General features: G+C 72.1%; 13 protein-coding genes and 1 riboswitch. Of the genes, 7 read left to right on the forward strand and 6 right to left on the reverse strand.

Features of this window, described 5'->3' with window-relative positions; translation table 11 throughout:
* Positions 1 to 88 precede the first annotated feature (88 nt).
* A complete protein-coding gene (locus tag ACP7CD_RS08280) occupies positions 89 to 868 on the forward strand; it encodes an IclR family transcriptional regulator (RefSeq protein WP_426119920.1) in 780 nt (259 codons plus the stop codon).
* A gap of 157 nt (positions 869 to 1,025) precedes the next feature.
* On the opposite strand, the gene ACP7CD_RS08285 is transcribed toward ACP7CD_RS08280, so the two are convergent.
* Positions 1,026 to 1,790, reverse strand: a complete 765-nt coding sequence (locus ACP7CD_RS08285; RefSeq protein ID WP_017833111.1) for a 3-hydroxybutyrate dehydrogenase — start codon at positions 1,788 to 1,790, stop codon at positions 1,026 to 1,028.
* 192 nt (positions 1,791 to 1,982) lie between these two features.
* Positions 1,983 to 2,086: riboswitch (SAM riboswitch) on the forward strand.
* A gap of 13 nt (positions 2,087 to 2,099) precedes the next feature.
* Here ACP7CD_RS08285 and ACP7CD_RS08290 point away from each other — a divergent pair.
* From ACP7CD_RS08290 to ACP7CD_RS08310, 5 genes are all read left to right on the forward strand, one after another.
* Positions 2,100 to 3,302: a cobalamin-independent methionine synthase II family protein gene (locus ACP7CD_RS08290; protein WP_017833110.1), complete on the forward strand. Its 1,203-nt coding sequence runs from the start codon at positions 2,100 to 2,102 to the stop codon at positions 3,300 to 3,302.
* A gap of 40 nt (positions 3,303 to 3,342) precedes the next feature.
* Entirely contained in the window at positions 3,343 to 4,560 is a 1,218-nt protein-coding gene (locus tag ACP7CD_RS08295; RefSeq protein WP_052132989.1) for a cobalamin-independent methionine synthase II family protein, read from the forward strand.
* 246 nt (positions 4,561 to 4,806) lie between these two features.
* Positions 4,807 to 6,216, forward strand: a complete 1,410-nt coding sequence (locus ACP7CD_RS08300) for an MFS transporter (protein WP_336649591.1) — start codon at positions 4,807 to 4,809, stop codon at positions 6,214 to 6,216.
* A 302-nt stretch (positions 6,217 to 6,518) separates the two neighbouring features.
* Positions 6,519 to 7,097: an aminoacyl-tRNA hydrolase gene (gene pth / locus ACP7CD_RS08305; protein ID WP_426119923.1), complete on the forward strand. Its 579-nt coding sequence runs from the start codon at positions 6,519 to 6,521 to the stop codon at positions 7,095 to 7,097.
* A 147-nt stretch (positions 7,098 to 7,244) separates the two neighbouring features.
* Positions 7,245 to 8,063 carry a hypothetical protein gene (locus ACP7CD_RS08310; RefSeq protein WP_426119925.1) on the forward strand — a complete coding sequence of 273 codons (819 nt, stop codon included), beginning with the start codon at positions 7,245 to 7,247 and terminating at the stop codon, positions 8,061 to 8,063.
* Here ACP7CD_RS08310 and ACP7CD_RS08315 read toward each other — a convergent pair.
* The 5 genes from ACP7CD_RS08315 to ACP7CD_RS08335 form a co-directional block, all read right to left on the reverse strand.
* On the reverse strand, positions 7,996 to 9,336 hold the full coding sequence (locus tag ACP7CD_RS08315) for a polysaccharide biosynthesis protein (protein ID WP_336650065.1): 1,341 nt from the start codon (positions 9,334 to 9,336) through the stop codon (positions 7,996 to 7,998). The genes ACP7CD_RS08310 and ACP7CD_RS08315 overlap by 68 nt on opposite strands.
* Positions 9,333 to 10,676 carry a hypothetical protein gene (locus ACP7CD_RS08320; RefSeq protein WP_426119928.1) on the reverse strand — a complete coding sequence of 448 codons (1,344 nt, stop codon included), beginning with the start codon at positions 10,674 to 10,676 and terminating at the stop codon, positions 9,333 to 9,335. Before ACP7CD_RS08320 ends, ACP7CD_RS08315 begins: the two co-directional genes overlap by 4 nt.
* Positions 10,673 to 11,734 carry a glycosyltransferase gene (locus ACP7CD_RS08325; protein WP_426119930.1) on the reverse strand — a complete coding sequence of 354 codons (1,062 nt, stop codon included), beginning with the start codon at positions 11,732 to 11,734 and terminating at the stop codon, positions 10,673 to 10,675. Before ACP7CD_RS08325 ends, ACP7CD_RS08320 begins: the two co-directional genes overlap by 4 nt.
* On the reverse strand, positions 11,731 to 12,444 hold the full coding sequence (locus tag ACP7CD_RS08330) for a YveK family protein (RefSeq protein WP_336650062.1): 714 nt from the start codon (positions 12,442 to 12,444) through the stop codon (positions 11,731 to 11,733). The genes ACP7CD_RS08325 and ACP7CD_RS08330 overlap by 4 nt, the downstream gene beginning before the upstream one ends.
* Positions 12,445 to 12,757: 313 nt before the next feature.
* Positions 12,758 to 13,255 carry a DUF2505 domain-containing protein gene (locus tag ACP7CD_RS08335; protein ID WP_115162483.1) on the reverse strand — a complete coding sequence of 166 codons (498 nt, stop codon included), beginning with the start codon at positions 13,253 to 13,255 and terminating at the stop codon, positions 12,758 to 12,760.
* Positions 13,256 to 13,452: 197 nt separating this feature from the next.
* Between ACP7CD_RS08335 and mfd the strand changes: the two genes are divergently transcribed.
* Positions 13,453 to 17,172, forward strand: coding sequence for a transcription-repair coupling factor (gene mfd / locus ACP7CD_RS08340; RefSeq protein WP_426119933.1), 3,720 nt, complete (start codon positions 13,453 to 13,455; stop codon positions 17,170 to 17,172).
* The last annotated feature ends 54 nt before the right edge of the window (positions 17,173 to 17,226 follow it).

The raw sequence follows: 17,226 nt of genomic DNA on the forward strand, positions 1-17,226 counted from the left end.
CACATGACGGTCAACAGATTCGGCGGGACGACGGCGCTTCTCCTCAGCATCCGGCCATTCGTCCTCCGACTGTCCATATAGTGGAGTCATGGGACAGGAGCGGACGACGGGCCAGGGGACCCAGGTGGTCCACCGGGTGGGGCAGCTGCTGCGGGCCGTCGCGGGGCGGGAGCGGGGCAGCACGGTGGCGGAGCTCGCCGCCGAGACCGGACTGACCCGCCCCACCGTGCACCGGCTGCTCACGGGACTGGCCGAGGAGGGCCTCGTGGACCGCGACGCCGAAACCGGGGCCTGGCAGCTGGGCCCCGAGCTGTACGTGCTGGGCGCGGTGGCGGCCCACCGCTATCCGATCCGGGAGCTGGCCGGGCCCTCGCTGCGCCGGCTCGCGGAGGCCACCGGCGAGAGCGCGTTCCTCTCGGTCCGCCGCGGGCTGGAGACGGTCTGCCTGGCGCGCGTGGAGGGCGCGTTCCCCATCCGCTCCCACGTCCTCTACGAGGGGCTGCGGCTGCCGCTCGGCGTGGCCTCGGCGGGACTGGCGGTCCTGGCCCACCTTCCGGACGCGGAGGTGGACCGGGTCCTCGCGGCCACGGCCGGGGCCCGCGCCGAGTGGGGCCCGCTGCACACGCCCGAGCGGATCCGGGAGCTGCTCGCGGACGTCCGGCGGGAGGGCTTCGCCGTGAACCCGGGGCTGATCGTCGAGGGCAGCTGGGGCATGGCCGCCGCGGTCTTCGACGCGACGGGCGCGCCGGTCTACGCGCTGAGCCTCACGGGCATCGAGCCCCGGTTCAGCGGCGAGCGCCGGCAGCTCCTGGGCCGGGCCCTGCTCACGGAGGCCCACCGGCTCTCCCGGGAGCTGGGTCATCGCTGAGCGGCCCGGACCGGCGGCGGACCGGCCGGCCGCCGGTCCGTCAGGACCAGCAGCGGACCGTCCGGGCCACCGGGACCGTCCGGACCACCAGGTCAGTCCGGGCCGCCGGGCCGTCCGGACGCGGCGCCGCAGGGCGCCGCCGCGGCTCGGGGCGGGCTCAGCGCGCCGTCCAGCCGCCGTCCATCGTGTAGGAGGCCCCGGTGACCATGGACGCGTGCGGTCCGGCCAGCCACGCGACCAGGCTGCCGACGTCCTCCGGGTCCACGAGCTTCTTGATCGGCGTCTCGCCGAGCATGATCCGCTCCACCACCTCGGACTCGGGGATCCCGTGCACCCTCGCCTGGTCGGCGATCTGCTTCTCGACGAGCGGGGTGCGCACGTAGCCGGGGTTGATGCAGTTGCTCGTCACCCCGTGGGCCGCGCCCTCCACCGCGACGGTCTTGGACAGCCCCTCCAGGCCGTGCTTCGCCGAGACGTAGGCGCTCTTGTAGGGGGACGCCCGCAGCCCGTGCACGGAGGAGACGTTGATGACGCGCCCCCAGCCCCGCTCGTACATGTGCGGCAGCGCGGCGCGCACCAGCAGGAACGGGGACTCCAGCATCAGCACCAGGATCCGGTGGAAGTCCGCGGGGTCGAACTCCTGGAGGGGGGCGACCTTCTGGATGCCGGCGTTGTTGACCAGCACGTCGACCTCGAGGCTCAGCTCGGCGAGCGCCGCGGTGTCGAGCAGGTCGACGGCCCACGCGCGGCCGCCGAGCTCGTCCGCGACGCGCTGCGCCCCGGCCTCGTCGACGTCGGCCACGACCACGTGCGCGCCGGAGCCGGCGAGGGCCCAGGCGGCGGCCAGGCCGATGCCGCTCGCGCCACCGGTGACGAGCGCCGTGCGGCCCTCGAGGTCCTGCTGCTGGGGCGTCTGGGACATGGGGGTCCTTCCTCTGGTCCGTCGTGCCCGCGGGGTGAGGGGCACGGATCACCGCCACGGTATGTGATCCAGGCCATGTTCGCGAAGGACAGCTCCTCCCGGGAGTGCGCGCTGGGTCGCGTCACACGGCGTCATGTCCGTCATCCGGGCGCCGAATGGCGCAGCGCGCACGGGTGCGCTTGGATGACAGGGTCACCATCCAGAGCGGCCGAGAGATCTGGCTCGACGACGCCGCAGCAACCCGGGCGACGGCATCCCCGTCCCGCCTCCGGTGCTACCGCCAGGACCGATGGAAAGGACGCACGACCCATGCTGCGAAGCGCCGACCGCATCCGCACGACCCACGCCGGGTCCCTCCCGCGCACCCCGGCGCTGCTCGAGGCCAACCGGGCGAAGGGGGCCGTCCCGGAGGCGGAGTACGACCGGCTCCTGCAGGACTCGGTGGTCGACGTGGTCCGCCGACAGCGCGAGCTCGGGATCGACGTGGTCAACGACGGCGAGTACGGCCACGTCATGGCCGCGGAGGTCGACTACGGCGCGTGGTGGCACTACGTCTTCGCCCGGATCTCGGGCCTCACCCCCGGCGACGTGGACCTGTGGGAGCAGGAGCCGCAGCGCTCCTCGCCCGGCAGGGTGGTCCTGACGAGCTTCGGGGACCGCCGGGACCGCCGGCTCTTCCACGAGGCGTACACGGACCCCTCCTCGGGCATCACCACGGGCAAGCAGGCGCCGTTCCCGAAGATCACCGGGAAGCTGGAGTACACGGGCCACGCGGCGCTGGAGGCGGACATCCGCAACCTCAAGGCCGGGCTGCAGGCCACGGGCGCGAGCGAGGGCTACCTCGCCGCGCTGTCCCCGGGCTCGTGCGCGCGGCTGGAGAACACCCACTACGCGGACGAGGACGAGGTGCTGACCGCCTGCGCCGAGGTGATGCGCGAGGAGTACCGGGCGATCACCGACGCCGGGCTGATCGTGCAGATCGACGACCCGTCCATCGCGGAGAACTGGGACCAGGTCAATCCCGAGCCCGGCGTGGAGGACTACCTCGCGTTCACCCGCAAGCGGGTCGAGGCCCTCAACTATGCCCTCGAGGGCATCCCGGAGGAGCAGGTCCGCTTCCACCTGTGCTGGGGCTCCTGGCACGGCCCGCACACCACGGACCTCGGGTTCGAGCACCTGGTGGAGCTCATGCTCTCCATCAGGGCCGGCGGCTACAGCTTCGAGGCCGCCAACGCCCGGCACGAGCACGAGTGGAAGGTCTGGCAGGACCACGAGCTGCCCGAGGGCAAGATCATCATCCCGGGGATCGTCTCCCACGCCACCAACGTGGTGGAGCACCCGGAGCTGGTGGCCGACCGGATCGAGCGCTTCGCCCGCCAGGTGGGCCGCGAGAACGTGATCGCCTCGACCGACTGCGGCCTGGGCGGGCGGATCCACCCGCAGATCGCCGCGGCGAAGCTCGAGACCCTCGCCCGCGGGGCCGAGCTCGCCTCCCGCCGGCTCTGGTCCTGACCGGCCCCCGACCTTCCCGCAGACCCTCAGGAGGACACGCATGACCATGCAGAACACCGACCACGTGCAGACCACCCACGTGGGCTCCCTGCCGCGGACCCCGCGGCTGCTCGAGGCCAACCAGCGGCACGCCGAGGGCGCCATCACGTTCGAGCAGCTCACCGACGAGCTCGCCGTGGGCGTCGAGGACGTGGTGCGCCGGCAGCGCGAGATCGGCGTGGACGTGGTCAACGACGGCGAGTACGGGCACACGATGTCCAGCGCGGTCGACTACGGCGCGTGGTGGAACTACTCCTTCTCCCGCCTCGGCGGGCTCACCCCGACCGACGAGGACCGGTGGGCGTCCACGGAGAAGAGGCGCTCCTCGCCCGGCCACATCGTGCTCACGAGCTTCCCGGACCGCCGGGACCGCGAGCGCTTCCGGGAGGCGTACGAGGACCCGGCGTCGGGCATCCTCACCGGGCGCTCCTCGACCACGCAGCCCAAGATCACCGGGCCGCTGACCTACACGGGACAGGAGGCCGTGGCCTCGGACGTCCGCAACCTCCGGGCGGCCATGGCGGCCACCGGGGCGCAGACCGGGTTCGTGGCCGCCCTCTCCCCCGGCTCCGCCGCGCGCGTGACGAACGAGTACTACAGGACCGACGAGGAGCTCGTCTACGCGTGCGCCGACGCGATGCGCGAGGAGTACCTGGCGATCACGGACGCCGGGCTGACCGTGCAGATCGACGACCCGTCCATCGCGGAGTCCTGGGACCAGATCAACCCCGAGCCCACGGTCGAGGACTACCTGGCGTTCACGCGGCTGCGCGTCGAGGCGCTCAACCACGCGCTGCGGGGGATCCCCGAGGAGCAGGTCCGCTTCCACCTGTGCTGGGGCTCCTGGCACGGCCCGCACACCACGGACCTCGAGCTGAAGCACCTCGTGGACCTGATGCTGACCATCAACGCCGGCGGCTACACCTTCGAGGGCGCCTCCGCCCGGCACGCCCACGAGTGGAAGGTCTGGAAGGACCACGCGCTGCCCGAGGGCCGCGTGATCATCCCGGGCGTGGTCTCCCACTCGACGAACGTGGTGGAGCACCCGGAGCTGGTGGCCGACCGGATCGAGCAGTTCGCCTCGGTCGTGGGCCGCGAGAACGTCGTCGCGTCGACCGACTGCGGTCTGGGCGGGCGCCTGCACCCGCAGATCGCCTGGGCCAAGCTCGAGTCCCTCGTCGAGGGAGCGCGCCTGGCCACGGAGCGGCTCTACCGCTGAGCCGCATCCCGGCGTCCCCGACGCCCCTGCCGCGCCGCCGGGCCCGGTCCTCCTGCGAGGGCCGGGCCCGGCGGTTTCCATCCCCGGTGGTCTGTGTCACATTAGTGATACATGGTTTGATTATTCCGCACGGAGGGTGACAGGCGTCACTTCCGCCCGTAGTATCGCAATGCAATACCGAACGTTCGGTCATGATGCGTTCGGTTCCGCCGCGGACGTCGCCGTCCCCGATTCCCTGGAGATCCCATGGCGCACCCATCCTCCGCCCCGGCCGGGCGGCACGAGATGTCGCGCGAGGAGCGCAAGGTCCTCGCCGGCACCCTCGTGGGCACCACCATCGAGTGGTACGACTTCTTCATCTACGCCCAGGCCGCGGCCTTCGTCCTGGCGCCGCTGTACTTCGCGCCGCTGTCCGAGGAGAACGCCGGCCTCGCCCAGGTGGTCGCGTGGGCCTCCCTGGGCATCAGCTTCCTCTTCCGCCCGCTGGGCGCGGTGGTCGCCGGTCACCTCGGCGACAAGTACGGCCGCAAGATCGTCCTGGTCCTCACCCTGGTGGGCATGGGTGCCGCGACGATGCTGATCGGCATGCTCCCCACCTACGCGACGATCGGCATCTGGGCCCCGATCTTCCTGGTGCTCCTGCGCATCATGCAGGGCTTCTCGGCCGGCGGCGAGTGGGGCGGCGCGGCCCTGATGTCCGTCGAGCACGCCCCGCGGAACAAGCGCGGGCTCTTCGGCGCCTACCCGCAGATCGGCGTGCCGCTGGGCATGCTGCTCGCCACGTCCTTCATGTTCGCCCTCACCTCGATGATGTCCCCCGAGGACTTCCAGGCCTGGGGCTGGCGCATCCCGTTCCTGTCCTCCGTGGTGCTGATCGTGGTCGGCTACCTGATCCGCAAGACCGTCGACGAGTCCCCGGTCTTCAAGGAGATGCAGCTGCGCAAGAAGGAGTCCTCCGCTCCCCTGGGCCAGCTGTTCAAGCACCACAAGAAGCCGGTCACCCTCGCGGCCCTGATCTTCGCCGCCAACAACGCCGCCGGCTACCTGGTGATCGCGTTCTTCGCCTCCTACGGCTCCAACGTGCTGGGCATGCCGCGCTCGCAGACCCTCATCGCCTCCCTGATCGGTGGCGCGGGCTGGCTCGTCTTCACGATGTTCGGCGGCTGGATCTCGGACCGGATCGGGCGCGTGCGCACCTTCCAGATCGGCTACGCCATCATCATCCTGTGGGCCGTGCCGATGTGGTTCCTGCTGGACACCGCGTCCCTGCCGCTGTTCGCCCTGGCGATCGTGATCCTCACCGTGGGACTCGGCCCGTCCTACGGACCGCAGTCGGCGCTCTACGCCGAGATGTTCCCGGCCCGCGTGCGCTACTCGGGCGTCTCGATCGGCTACGCGTTCGGCTCCATCATCGGCGGCGCGTTCGCCCCGATGATCGCGCAGCTGCTGCTCAACGAGACCGGGATGTCCTGGACGATCGGCGTCTACATCGCCGGCATCGCGATCGTCTCCTTCATCGCCGTCTCGATGGTGCCGAAGGACATCCAGGAGATCGACCTGCACGTCGAGGAAGTGCACGAGGACTACGTCGCCGAGCACCCCGAGGCCGCCGAGATCCTCGCGGCCGCCCAGGCCGCCGAGAAGCAGCGCGACTGAGCGCCGCCCCGGCCGAGGACCGAGCCGCGCGCCCGGCCCCCCCCGGGGGGGGGGGGGGGGGCCCGCGGGGGGGGCCCCCCCCCCCCCCCCCCCCCCCCCCCCCCCGCCCCCCCCCCCCCCCCCCCCCGGGGGGCCCCCCCCCCCCCCCCCGGGGCGCGGGGGCCCCCGCGCCCGCGCCGGGCCCCCCCCCCCTCACCCCCCCCCCTCCGGCCGGGGGGGGGGGGGGGGGGGCCCCCCCCCCCCCCACTTCGCATGACCGCACTCTTCACACCCCACTCTTCTCACCTTCGATGGAGGCACCGATGTCCGACGCATGGCTGGTCGTGGGACTGGGCAACCCCGGGCCCGAGTACGCCCGGACCCGGCACAACGTGGGGCAGATGGTCCTCGACGAGCTCGCCTCCCGGCTCGGCGGGAGCTTCAAGGTGCACAAGGCCCGCGCCCAGGTCCTGGAGTCCCGGCTGCGCCCGGGCGGGCCGCGGGTGGTGCTGGCCAAGCCCATGACCTACATGAACACCTCCGGCGGGCCCGTGGCCGGCCTCGCCAAGTTCTACGGCATCCCCGCCGAGCGGGTCATCGCCGTGCACGACGAGATCGACATCCCCTTCGCCGCCCTCAAGCTCAAGATCGGCGGGGGAGAGGGCGGGCACAACGGCCTGCGGGACATGTCCAAGGCCCTGTCCACCAAGGACTACTACCGGGTGCGCGTGGGCGTGGGCCGCCCGCCGGGCCGGATGGACGCCGCCTCCTACGTGCTCAAGCCGTTCTCCTCCACCGAGGGGAAAGAACTGCCCTTCCTGCTCGACGACGCCGCCGACGCGGTGGAGCACCTCGTCGAGAACGGCCTGCTCGAGGCGCAGCAGAAGTTCCACGCGCGCTGACGCGCGGCCTTCACAAAGGACACCGTCAGCATTCGCTCCGGCAACTTCTCTAGACTTCCCGCAGGCGTGCGGGCGATCCACCGCGGCGCCGACCGGGGGAAGGACCATGGGGTGGGTTCGAGGACGAGAAGGGGCCCGCGCCGGGCCGTGCCCAGATTCGGGACGCTCGGCCTGGGGGTGCTGTCCCTGGCTCTGCTGGCCACGGATGCCTTGGTGCTGACGTCCCACCGCCTGCATCACGTGGTGCAGCGGGCTGATCCGGACGAGCGGTGGCCCCTGCCCTTCCGCAGCCAAGCCGTGTGGAACGGCGGCGCCGACGGCTCCCTCGTGGAGCTCTGGGGCCTGTTGCAGCTGAGCGTCGCCGCGGTGCTCCTGATGCTGCTGGCCCGGCGCGCGCCGGGGCGCCGCGTCCTGGCGGTGTGGGGGGCGGTGCTGCTCGTCATGGTGGTCGACGACCTGTTCCGCCTGCACGAGCGCGCAGGAGCGCTCCTCGAACTGGAGCGGTGGGACTCCGCGCTGTCCGCGGCGGGTGGTCAGGAACTGGGAGGACTTCTCTTCTGGGCGGTGGTGGGCGCCGTGCTGGGCGCCGCGCTGGTCCGCACGTACACGACCAGCGCCGCCCCGGCCCGCCGGGCCGCGCTTCTCCTGCTGACCGCCACGGCGCCGTTCGGGGCCGTGGCGGTGGGCTACGTGCTGCTCAGCGCTTTCGGCGGCGGACTGGTCGACGGTCTCTCAGGATTCGTACTGGTCGATGTGCGCGTCACGGCGAAGCTGCTGACCATGACCGCCTGTCTGGTGCTGGCGCTGCGCTGGACCCAGGCCCCGCCGGGCGGTGACCCCTCCGGAGAGCCGAGCGCCGCCGCCCGGGCACCGGCCACGACACCGGTCCCGCAGCCGCTCACCCCGCCGGCTGCACCGCCGCGGCTCGACGCCGCGCCACGTCCCGGCGGATCCACCACACGTTGACCAGCACCTGGCACAGGCCCATGGCCACCACGGTGCTCCACACCGTGCCTGCGGCTCCCAGCACGGGGATCAGCAGCAGCGCCAGACCGATCTTCAGCGGCACCATGACGATGATCGGCGCGATCTGGAACCGCAGCCCCTGCACGTCGGTCATGTACATGCCCAGCGGGAACTTCGCGGCCTCGACGGCCACGTAGGCGCTGAAGGCCACCAGCAGGGTCGCGGGCAGCTCGATCTTGCCGTCCGAGACGAAGCCGACCACCCACGGCGAGACCAGGCACAGCCCCAGGGCCAGTGCGGTCCCGCCCGCCACGAACACGAAGGACATCTGCCACGGCGCCTGCACGGTCGCCGTGGCGCGGTTGCGGGCGAACACCGGCCACAGGGCCACGCCCGCGGCGGCCACCGTCTGCAGGATGATGCCGAACAGCTGGTAGCCCAGGCTGTACTGCACCAGCTCTGTGCCCGGGGCCAGGTGGGAGAGCATGATCCGGTCCGTGGCCAGCGCGATCGGCAGCATGATCATCTGCACGAGCATCGGCCCGGCCACGTCCATGATGCGCAGACCCGGGAACTGGCGGGGCCGCAGCAGCTGGCGCGCCACCCGTCCCAGCTGAGGTCGCAGCAACCGGGCGGCCTGCCACAGTCCCAGCGCCCCGGCCAAGGCGTTGGCGCCGTAGGAGAAGACCGCCAGCCAGCTGCCGGCCGGCGCGGACAGGGCCACCGCCAGGCTCACGAGCAGGAACATGGTGGGGGCCACCACGAACTGATTGGCGATCTGGCGGGTGGTCCGCCCCAGTCCCACCAGGACCCGGGTGCCCACCGCCAGAGGCAGCCCCACGGCGAAGATCACCATGGCGACCATGGCCGGGAACTCTGCCTCCGTGCTCATGGCGTTGCCGAGCAGGGGCCGCCAGAGTCCGAAAACCGTCAGGATCACGGCCACCAGGCAGATCGCCGCCGTGGAGAGGAAGATGATCCGGAACGCGGAGAGCAGGGTGCGCCGGACGACGTCGTCCTGCGAAGGGTTCTGGGACGCTGCGATCACGGAGATGGCGGCCGCGGCGACTCCGAGATCGGCGAAGGGAAGGAGGTCGCGGATGGAGGTCAGCAGCCCGTACTGTGCGTAGGCCTCCGTGCCGAAGTTGCTGATGATCAGGCGCGTGGTGAAGATGCCCACGAGACCCGAGATGCCCATGAGCAGGACCTTGGCCATGGCGGTGGATCCCACGGCCCGGAACTGCTGGCGCCTGGTGGTCGCGATGATGCTCACGGCCGGCCGTCCACGACATCGGCGGGGGCAGGCAGATCGCGTCTGCGGACGCCCAGGAAGCGCGGCGCTCCCTGGGGCACCAGGATGACACCGAGGCACAAGGTCAGGATGGGCGCCACCGTGTACAGCGGGCCGAAGAACATGGTCCACAGGGTGAACAGCAGGGTGGCGGCCTGCAGGGGCGTCACGGAACGGGACGAGAACTGCCGGGCGAGCGAGTCGACGAGCGCCCAGACGAGGAGCCCCGCGAGCACCAGCCCCGGCAGCCCGAACAGGGCCCAGAGGTCGCCCACCCCGGAGTGCACCTCCAGGCTGCGCCCGAACATGTAGTTGTAGACGTACCCGTTGTCCGGGTCGTAGTTGAGTCGGCTCATGGCCTCCTGGGCCGCGGTGATCCCCATGGGGTTCAGCACCGTGCCGGAGCCGAAGCCCTCGGGGCGGTGCAGGAACAGTCCGGCCGTCGCGGCCATCTCGGGCCGTCCGCCGAGCAGCACCGAGCCGGCGCGCAGCACCTGCTCCTCCGTGCGCAGCTGCGTGGCCAGCCCGAGCGTGCCGTTGAGCGCCAAGCGGGTGAACAGCCAGTAGGCCACCGCGCCCACGGCCCCCACGAGCACGATCATGCGCACGGCGCCCATCCGCCGGATCCGGTCGGTCAGCGGCAGGGCCTGGACCGTGAGGACGACACCGGCCACCAGGAACATCCCGGTCAGGGACCGGGAGTCCAGGGCGGCCGAGACCACCACGAGCCCGAACAGGGCGAGGACCCCCAGCAGACGGCTGTGCAGGGCCTGGGCCCCAGCCAGCGCCAGGACCGCGACGGGCATGGCCCACTGGTACTTCCACGGGTTGTCCAGGCCCGGCACGGTGGTGGCCTCGGCCAGGAGGCCCAGGCCGAAGAGCAGGCCGATCTGCCACTCGCTCAGCACCGGCCGCAGCCAGAGGATCAGCCCGGTGCCCAGCACGGAGGCCGCCAGCAGGGCGGAGTTCTGCACGGACAGGGACCACGAGACCTCGTAGGTCGAGGAGCTGGCCGCGGTCAGCCAGACCCCTGAGGCCACCGAGGCCACGGTCAGGCCCAGCAGCCACGGGAAGTGCCGGTAGCGCAGGGCGGTCGAGAGCCACATCGGCAGCAGGGCGAGCGCCAGGACGCACCCGGTGGTCACTCCGGCGCCGAGCTCGATCCGCATCCCGGCATTGATCACGGCCACCGCGGCTGCGGCGAAGACGAGCCACAGGAGCACGAGGTTCCGGTACGGGCGCCGGCCCTCGAGACGGCCGGTCCCCGTGGTCGCTGCGCTGGTGGCCCGAGAGCGCCGGTGGGCCGCCGGGGCGGCGCTCACCGCAGATCTCCCGAGGAGGCGGGTTGCGGGACCGTCTCATCGATGGCAGCCCCGCGCGCCGTGACGAGGGCCCGCTGGTAGGCCTCGGCGTGGTCCGTTCCGGCCGTCGACCACTCGCGCCGGCTCAGGTCGGGCCGGGCGGCGCGGCGGGCAGGGCCGCCCGCGGTCACGGCGTCGAGGGCTCGCTGCAGGTCCTCGGCGTCGAGCTCGTCCTGGAACAGGTGCACCCACCCGGGGCCGACCTCCTCGGCCAGCCGCCGGTTGACCTCGTTGTCCGGGACCAGGACGGGGCGGTCGAGGGACAGGGCGGTGAGCACCCCGCCCGAGTTGTGCATGTGCCGGTAGGGCAGCACCACGAGCTCGGCCTCGGTGACAGCGGCGACCAGCTCCGCGTCGTCGACGAACGCGAAGCGGAACCGGATCCGGGGATCCTCCCCGGCCACCGCGCGCAGGTCGGCCGCGAGCTCCTCGTTCGAGGGCTGCCCGGACACGGACAGGGACAGCCGCGGGTCGGGCAGCGACCGGAACGCCTCGACGAGCGTCTCGGTGCCCTTGTAGCGGCGGATCATGCCGACGAACGCCAGCCGTCCCGGCACCGGTTCCCGCCGCTCCTGGCCGGCGAACCAGTCCCGGTAGTGCCCGTGCAGCACCAGGGAGCGGGGCTGGTCCTCGGGCAATCGTGTGCTCTCGTTGAGGATGATCCGGTGGGTGGTCCAGCGGTCGAACCACGTGAGCAGCGCGCGCTCCACGGGGGAGATGCCCTCCGGCAGGTGCAGGTTGTGCACGGTGCGCACGATCGCGGTGCCCTGGGCGCGGAAGCGCAGCACCATGGCGGCGAACAGGGCCTGCCGCGCGAGCTTCTTGGGCCCGGTCCGCCCGCCCACCAGGATCTCCGGCCAGTGCGCGTGGAACACGTCCACCCGGCGGGTCAGGGCGGTGCGCCACGAGAACGTGGCGAACTCGATCCCCTCCGTCCGGGCCAGGGCGCCGGCGAGCTGGACGATGTACGGATTGGTGGTGGGCCGCGGCTGCGGGAACGAGGACATCACCGTGGTCATGAGCGGATGCCCTCCAGCTCGCGCTCCGGAACCGTGTAGTCCTGGTCGCCGGGGATGGCGCCGGCTGCGGCGCGGCGGCCCGGCGGGGCCGGCTCGGACACCTGGCGGGAGCGCAGGAGGGCGAAGCGGGCGAGGCCGAGCAGCACGGCGAGGAAGAAACCCACGCCCCCGCCACCGGCGACGTAGAGGGGCGTGCGCGGGGCGATCGGGTTCTGCGGGGTGGTGGCATCGGCGACGGTCTGGAGCTCCAGTGTGGACGCTCCTTCGCTGGGCTCGGGAGCTGCCGCCTCGACGGCGGTCTCGAGGTGCTTGGCCACGGCGTTGGCCAGCCGCGCGGCGCGGGCCGGATCGGTGTCGTCCACGCTGATGTCGATGATCGACGTGTTCACCGGCACCTGGGCGTCCACCTGGGCGGCGAGCCAGTCCACGCCGTAGGGCAGGTCCACGTCCTCGAGAACGGGATCCAGGACCACCCGGCTGTTCACCAGCTCCGCGTAGGAGTGGATCTGGTAGTTCATGTAGTTGCCCACCTCCCCGAGTTCGTCGTTGGAGACCCCGGGGCTCGGGGTCAGCAGGACGGCGCTCTTGGCCTGGAAGGTGGGTGTGGTGTTGGTGGCCACGAGCAGGCCGGCGCCCAGGCCCAGCGCGGTGAGCAGCACGATCACGAAGCGGCTGCGCCACACGGCGACGAGATAGTCGATCGGTTCCATGACGGTGTTCTCCCCCTGCGGTCCGACGGGGCTGGTGCACCGGTCCGGAGCTCAGCCCCCGGTCCCGCGGCGACCCCCCGGCCCGCGACTGTGCGAGGCGAAGAACCCCCGGTCCTTCGCACAAGCAAGCGAATGTATATGCATCTGAAGCGTACCGACCGGGTGCCGATGGGGAGATCCCCCGGGCGCACCTTCTTCTGGGGACAGCGCGGACCGTTCGGGGGACAGGAAGGGGGCGTCTGACGGGCCCGGCGCTGCCGGGCACGCAACGCGACGACGTCCGGGGTGTGCCGGTGCTGCGGCCGAACCGGGCTCAGCGCTTCGCGAGCCAGGCCTCCGCCTCCTGGGACTGCAGGGACAGGGCCTTGCCGATGAACGGCTCGGCGGCCTCGGCGACCATTTTGCCCACGAACGGGATGTTGGCCTTGACCACGCAGTGCACGTGCACGTCGGTGGACCCGCCCTGCGGGGTGAGGGTCTGGGTCGCGGAACCGGAGACAGGCAGCGCGCCCACGGAGATCTCGGTGCGCACGATCCGGATCCCGTCGGCATCGGGGGTGTGGTAGGTGTCCACCTGGGTGAGCTGCACCGAGGAGCCCACGAACTTCCGGGCCATCTCCGGCAGCCGGTCCGCGGCCATGGTCCGCACCGTGGTCACGGCGAACTGCGCCTCCACGTCCCCGGCGACCTCCACCGAGTCCAGGGTGGCCCCGGCGCGGTGGGTCACGTGCCGGATGAACTCCTCGTCGGTGAAGGTCACCACGACCTGGTCGAGGGGAGCGGGGACGGTGGTGGAGGCGGTGACGGCCATGGAGGACTCCTCGGTAAGGGTGAATCGGCAGCGGCGGTTGCGTGCTCCCATGGTAGGCGGGCCTTCGACCCCCGGACCGTGGGTTCCGGGAGGGGCCCTGTCGGGGCCCGGGAGTAAGCTGGGACCCGCGAACGTTGGCTCCGACTGCCTCTGTGCTCCACCAGCACCCATTCAGCGTCCCAGGAGACTGCCACCCCATGACCTTGTCCGGACTGCTCGCCGCCCTCGGGGCGGAGCGCTCCTTCGCCAATCTCCGCACCCAGGCCGGCCTGCCGCCGGGGGAGCGCAGCGCCGAGACCGTGATCAGCGCCCCGGACGGGATGCGCGCGGTGCTCACGGCCCAGCTGCGCGGCGCCCTCGACGACGCCCCGGCACCGGACGGATCCCGCGCCCCGGTGCTGCTGGCCGTGACCGCGACCGGCCGCGAGTCCGAGGACCTCGCCGCGGCCCTGGGCGCGTATCTGCCGGCCGAGGAGGTCGCGGAGTTCCCGGCGTGGGAGACCCTGCCGCACGAGCGGCTCTCGCCGCGTTCCGACACCGTGGGCCGCCGACTGGACGTGCTGCGCCGGCTGGCCGGCAAGGACGCCGAGCGCCCGCTGCGGGTGGTCACGGCCCCGGTCCGCTCCGTGCTCCAGCCCGTCGTCGAAGGCCTGGGGGACATGGCGCCGGTGCGCTTCGCCCGGGGCGAGGAGCTCGACTTCGACGCCGCCGTGACCTCGCTCGCCGAGGCCGCCTACGCCCGGGTGGACATGGTCACCCGGCGCGGGGAGTTCGCCGTGCGCGGCGGGATCATCGACGTGTTCTCGCCGGTCGAGGACCACCCGGTGCGCATCGAGTTCTTCGGGGACGAGGTCGACGAGCTGCGCTGGTTCGCTGTGGCCGACCAGCGCACCCTGACCACCGGGGACCACCCGGAGCGGCTCGTGGCCCCGCCGTGCCGCGAGGTGCTCATCACCCCGTCCGTGATGTCCCGGGCCGCGAAGCTCAAGAACTCCCTGCCCGGCGCGGAGTCGATGCTCGAGCGGATCGCCGGCGGCATCTACGTGGAGGGCATGGAGTCCCTCGCGCCGCTGCTGGTCGACGGCCTGGTGCCCATGCTGTCCCTGCTCCCGCCCGGCTCGCTCGTGGTGGTCATGGAGCCGGAGAAGGTTCGCACCCGCGCCCACGACCTCGTGGCCACCAACGAGGAGTTCCTCCTCGCCGCGTGGGACTCCGCCTCGGACGGGCAGTCCGCGCCCATCGACATCACCTCCGCCGAGCACGTCGTCCGGAACGAAGACGGCGAGGGCCGCACCCTGGCCTCCGGGTCCTTCCAGACCCTCGCCGAGGCCCGGGCCACCGCGCTGGACACCGGCCTCGGCTGGTGGGCCGTCACCGCGCTCAACGTCAACGCCGTGGCCGGTCAGGACGTGGACGCGGACACCGCCGCGGAGGACATCGCCCTCATCGACTCGGACGCCGACACCCTCACCGTGGCCGCCCGGGACCCGCTGGGCTTCCACGGGGATGTCGAGGCGATGCTCGAGTTCCTGCAGGGGCGGGTGTCGGACGGCTGGCGCGTCGTCGCCGTCACGGAAGGACCCGGCCCGCTGGCCCGGATCGCCGAGCTGCTGCACGAGGCCGGGATCCCCGCCGCCCGCCGCGAGTCCCTCGCCGAGCCGCCGCAGCCCGGGATCGTGGAGCTCACCACCGCCGTGGCCGGCAAGGGCTTCGCCCTGGACGGGCCGCAGATCGTGCTGCTCACCGAGGCGGACCTGCTGGGCAAGGCCAGCCCCTACACCACCAAGGACATGCGCAAGCTCCCGGTGCGGCGCAAGCGCAACGCCGTGGACCCCCTGGCGCTGAGCCAGGGCGACTTCGTGGTGCACGAGCAGCACGGCATCGGCCAGTTCGTGGAGCTCATCCAGCGGCCCATCGCCGGGGCGATGATCAAGCCCGGCCAGCCCAAGCCCGTGCGCGAGTACCTGGTGCTCGAGTACGCGCCGTCCAAGCGCAACGGCCCGCGGGACCGCCTGTTCGTGCCCACCGACCAGCTGGACCAGGTCACCAACTACGTGGGCGGCGAGACCCCCACCCTGTCCAAGATGGGCGGGACGGACTGGAACAAGACCAAGCGCGCCGCCAAGAAGGCTGTCCGGGACATCGCCAACGAGCTGATCCGCCTGTACTCGGCGCGGATGGCCTCCCGCGGGCATGCCTTCGCGGAGGACACCCCGTGGCAGCGCGAGCTCGAGGAGGCGTTCCCCTACATCGAGACGCCGGACCAGCTGACCACCATCGACGAGGTCAAGGCGGACATGGAGCGGGAGGTCCCCATGGACCGGCTGATCTCCGGGGACGTGGGCTACGGCAAGACCGAGGTGGCGGTGCGCGCGGCGTTCAAGGCCGTGCAGGACGGCAAGCAGGTCGCCGTGCTCGTCCCCACCACGCTGCTGGCCCAGCAGCACGCCGAGACGTTCACCGAGCGCTTCTCCGGCTTCCCGGTGCGCCTGGCCGCGCTCTCCCGGTTCCAGACCGCCAAGGAGACCAAGGAGACGCTCGCCGGGCTGAAGGACGGGACCGTGGACGTGGTGATCGGCACCCACCGGCTGCTGTCCAAGGAGGTCCAGTTCAAGGACCTCGGTCTCGTGGTCATCGACGAGGAGCAGCGCTTCGGCGTGGAGCACAAGGAGAAGCTCAAGGCGATGCGCACCAACGTGGACGTCCTGGCGATGTCCGCGACCCCTATCCCGCGCACCCTGGAGATGTCGCTGACCGGCATCCGCGAGACCTCCACCCTGGCCACCCCGCCGGAGGAGCGCCACCCCGTGCTGACCTACGTGGGCGCCTACACCGACAAGCAGGTCTCCGCCGCCGTCCGGCGCGAGCTCATGCGGGAGGGCCAGGTGTTCTACATCCACAACCGGGTGTCCTCGATCGAGCGCAAGGCCAAGGAGCTCGCCGAGCTCGTGCCCGAGGCGCGGATCGCCGTGGCGCACGGGCAGATGTCCGAGTCCAGGCTCGAGCAGATCATCGTGGACTTCTGGGAGAAGAAGTTCGACGTCCTGGTGTGCACCACCATCGTGGAGACCGGCCTGGACATCGCCAACGCCAACACCCTGATCGTCGACGGCGCGGACCGCTACGGCCTCTCGCAGCTCCACCAGCTGCGCGGGCGCGTGGGCCGCGGCCGGGAGCGGGCCTACGCCTACTTCCTGTACCAGGCCGAGAAGCCGCTCTCCGAGACGGCGCTGGAGCGGCTCAAGGCCGTCGCCGCCCACAACGAGCTCGGCGCCGGCATGCAGCTGGCCGTCAAGGACCTCGAGATCCGCGGCGCCGGCAACCTGCTGGGCGGGGAGCAGTCCGGGCACATCGCCGGGGTGGGCTTCGACATGTACCTGCGCCTGGTGGGCGAGGCCGTCGCCGAGTACCGCGGCGAGGAGGACGAGCGGCCCACCGAGATGAAGATCGAGCTGCCGGTCAACGCCTACCTGCCCCACGACTACGTCCCGGGGGAGCGGCTGCGCCTGGAGGCCTACCGCAACCTCGCCAACGCCGCCACGGAGGAGGCGATCCAGGAGGTCGCCGACGAGCTGGTGGACCGCTACGGCGACGTGCCCGAGCCCGTGCAGAACCTGCTCGAGGTCGCCCGCTTCCGGGTGACCGCCCGCGCCGCCGGCCTCACCGACGTCGCGGCCCAGGGTAACGTGGTCCGCTTCGCCCCGGCCGACCTCCCCGAGTCCCGGCAGATGCGGCTCACCCGCCTCTACCCGGGCGCGCAGGTCAAAGCGGTGCCCGGCACCGACACCTTCCAGGTGCTCATCCCCAAGCCCAAGACCGAGCGGATCGGCGGCAAGGACCTCGTGGACGGCGCGGTGCTCGCCTGGGCCCGCGGCGTGGTCGAGGCCGTCTTCGCGAAGGAGCCGGCCACGGCCTGATCCGTGGGCGCGGCGGCCGCCGTCCGGTCCACCGGGCACGGAAAAGGTCCCCTC

Origin of the sequence: Kocuria sp. LHG3120 (assembly GCF_049897445.1) — a bacterium.
In the GTDB taxonomy this organism is placed as follows: Bacteria; Actinomycetota; Actinomycetes; order Actinomycetales; family Micrococcaceae; genus Kocuria; species Kocuria rosea.

Excerpts from the sequence above, each read along its gene's own strand:
- ACP7CD_RS08280 (WP_426119920.1), top strand. The coding sequence starts at position 89 with ATGGGACAGGAGCGGACGACGGGCCAGGGGACCCAGGTGGTCCACCGG.
- ACP7CD_RS08285 (WP_017833111.1), bottom strand. The coding sequence starts at position 1,790 with ATGTCCCAGACGCCCCAGCAGCAGGACCTCGAGGGCCGCACGGCGCTC.
- ACP7CD_RS08290 (WP_017833110.1), top strand. The coding sequence starts at position 2,100 with ATGCTGCGAAGCGCCGACCGCATCCGCACGACCCACGCCGGGTCCCTC.
- ACP7CD_RS08295 (WP_052132989.1), top strand. The coding sequence starts at position 3,343 with ATGACCATGCAGAACACCGACCACGTGCAGACCACCCACGTGGGCTCC.
- ACP7CD_RS08300 (WP_336649591.1), top strand. The coding sequence starts at position 4,807 with ATGGCGCACCCATCCTCCGCCCCGGCCGGGCGGCACGAGATGTCGCGC.
- pth (WP_426119923.1), top strand. The coding sequence starts at position 6,519 with ATGTCCGACGCATGGCTGGTCGTGGGACTGGGCAACCCCGGGCCCGAG.
- ACP7CD_RS08325 (WP_426119930.1), bottom strand. The coding sequence starts at position 11,734 with ATGACCACGGTGATGTCCTCGTTCCCGCAGCCGCGGCCCACCACCAAT.
- ACP7CD_RS08330 (WP_336650062.1), bottom strand. The coding sequence starts at position 12,444 with ATGGAACCGATCGACTATCTCGTCGCCGTGTGGCGCAGCCGCTTCGTG.
- ACP7CD_RS08335 (WP_115162483.1), bottom strand. The coding sequence starts at position 13,255 with ATGGCCGTCACCGCCTCCACCACCGTCCCCGCTCCCCTCGACCAGGTC.
- mfd (WP_426119933.1), top strand. The coding sequence starts at position 13,453 with ATGACCTTGTCCGGACTGCTCGCCGCCCTCGGGGCGGAGCGCTCCTTC.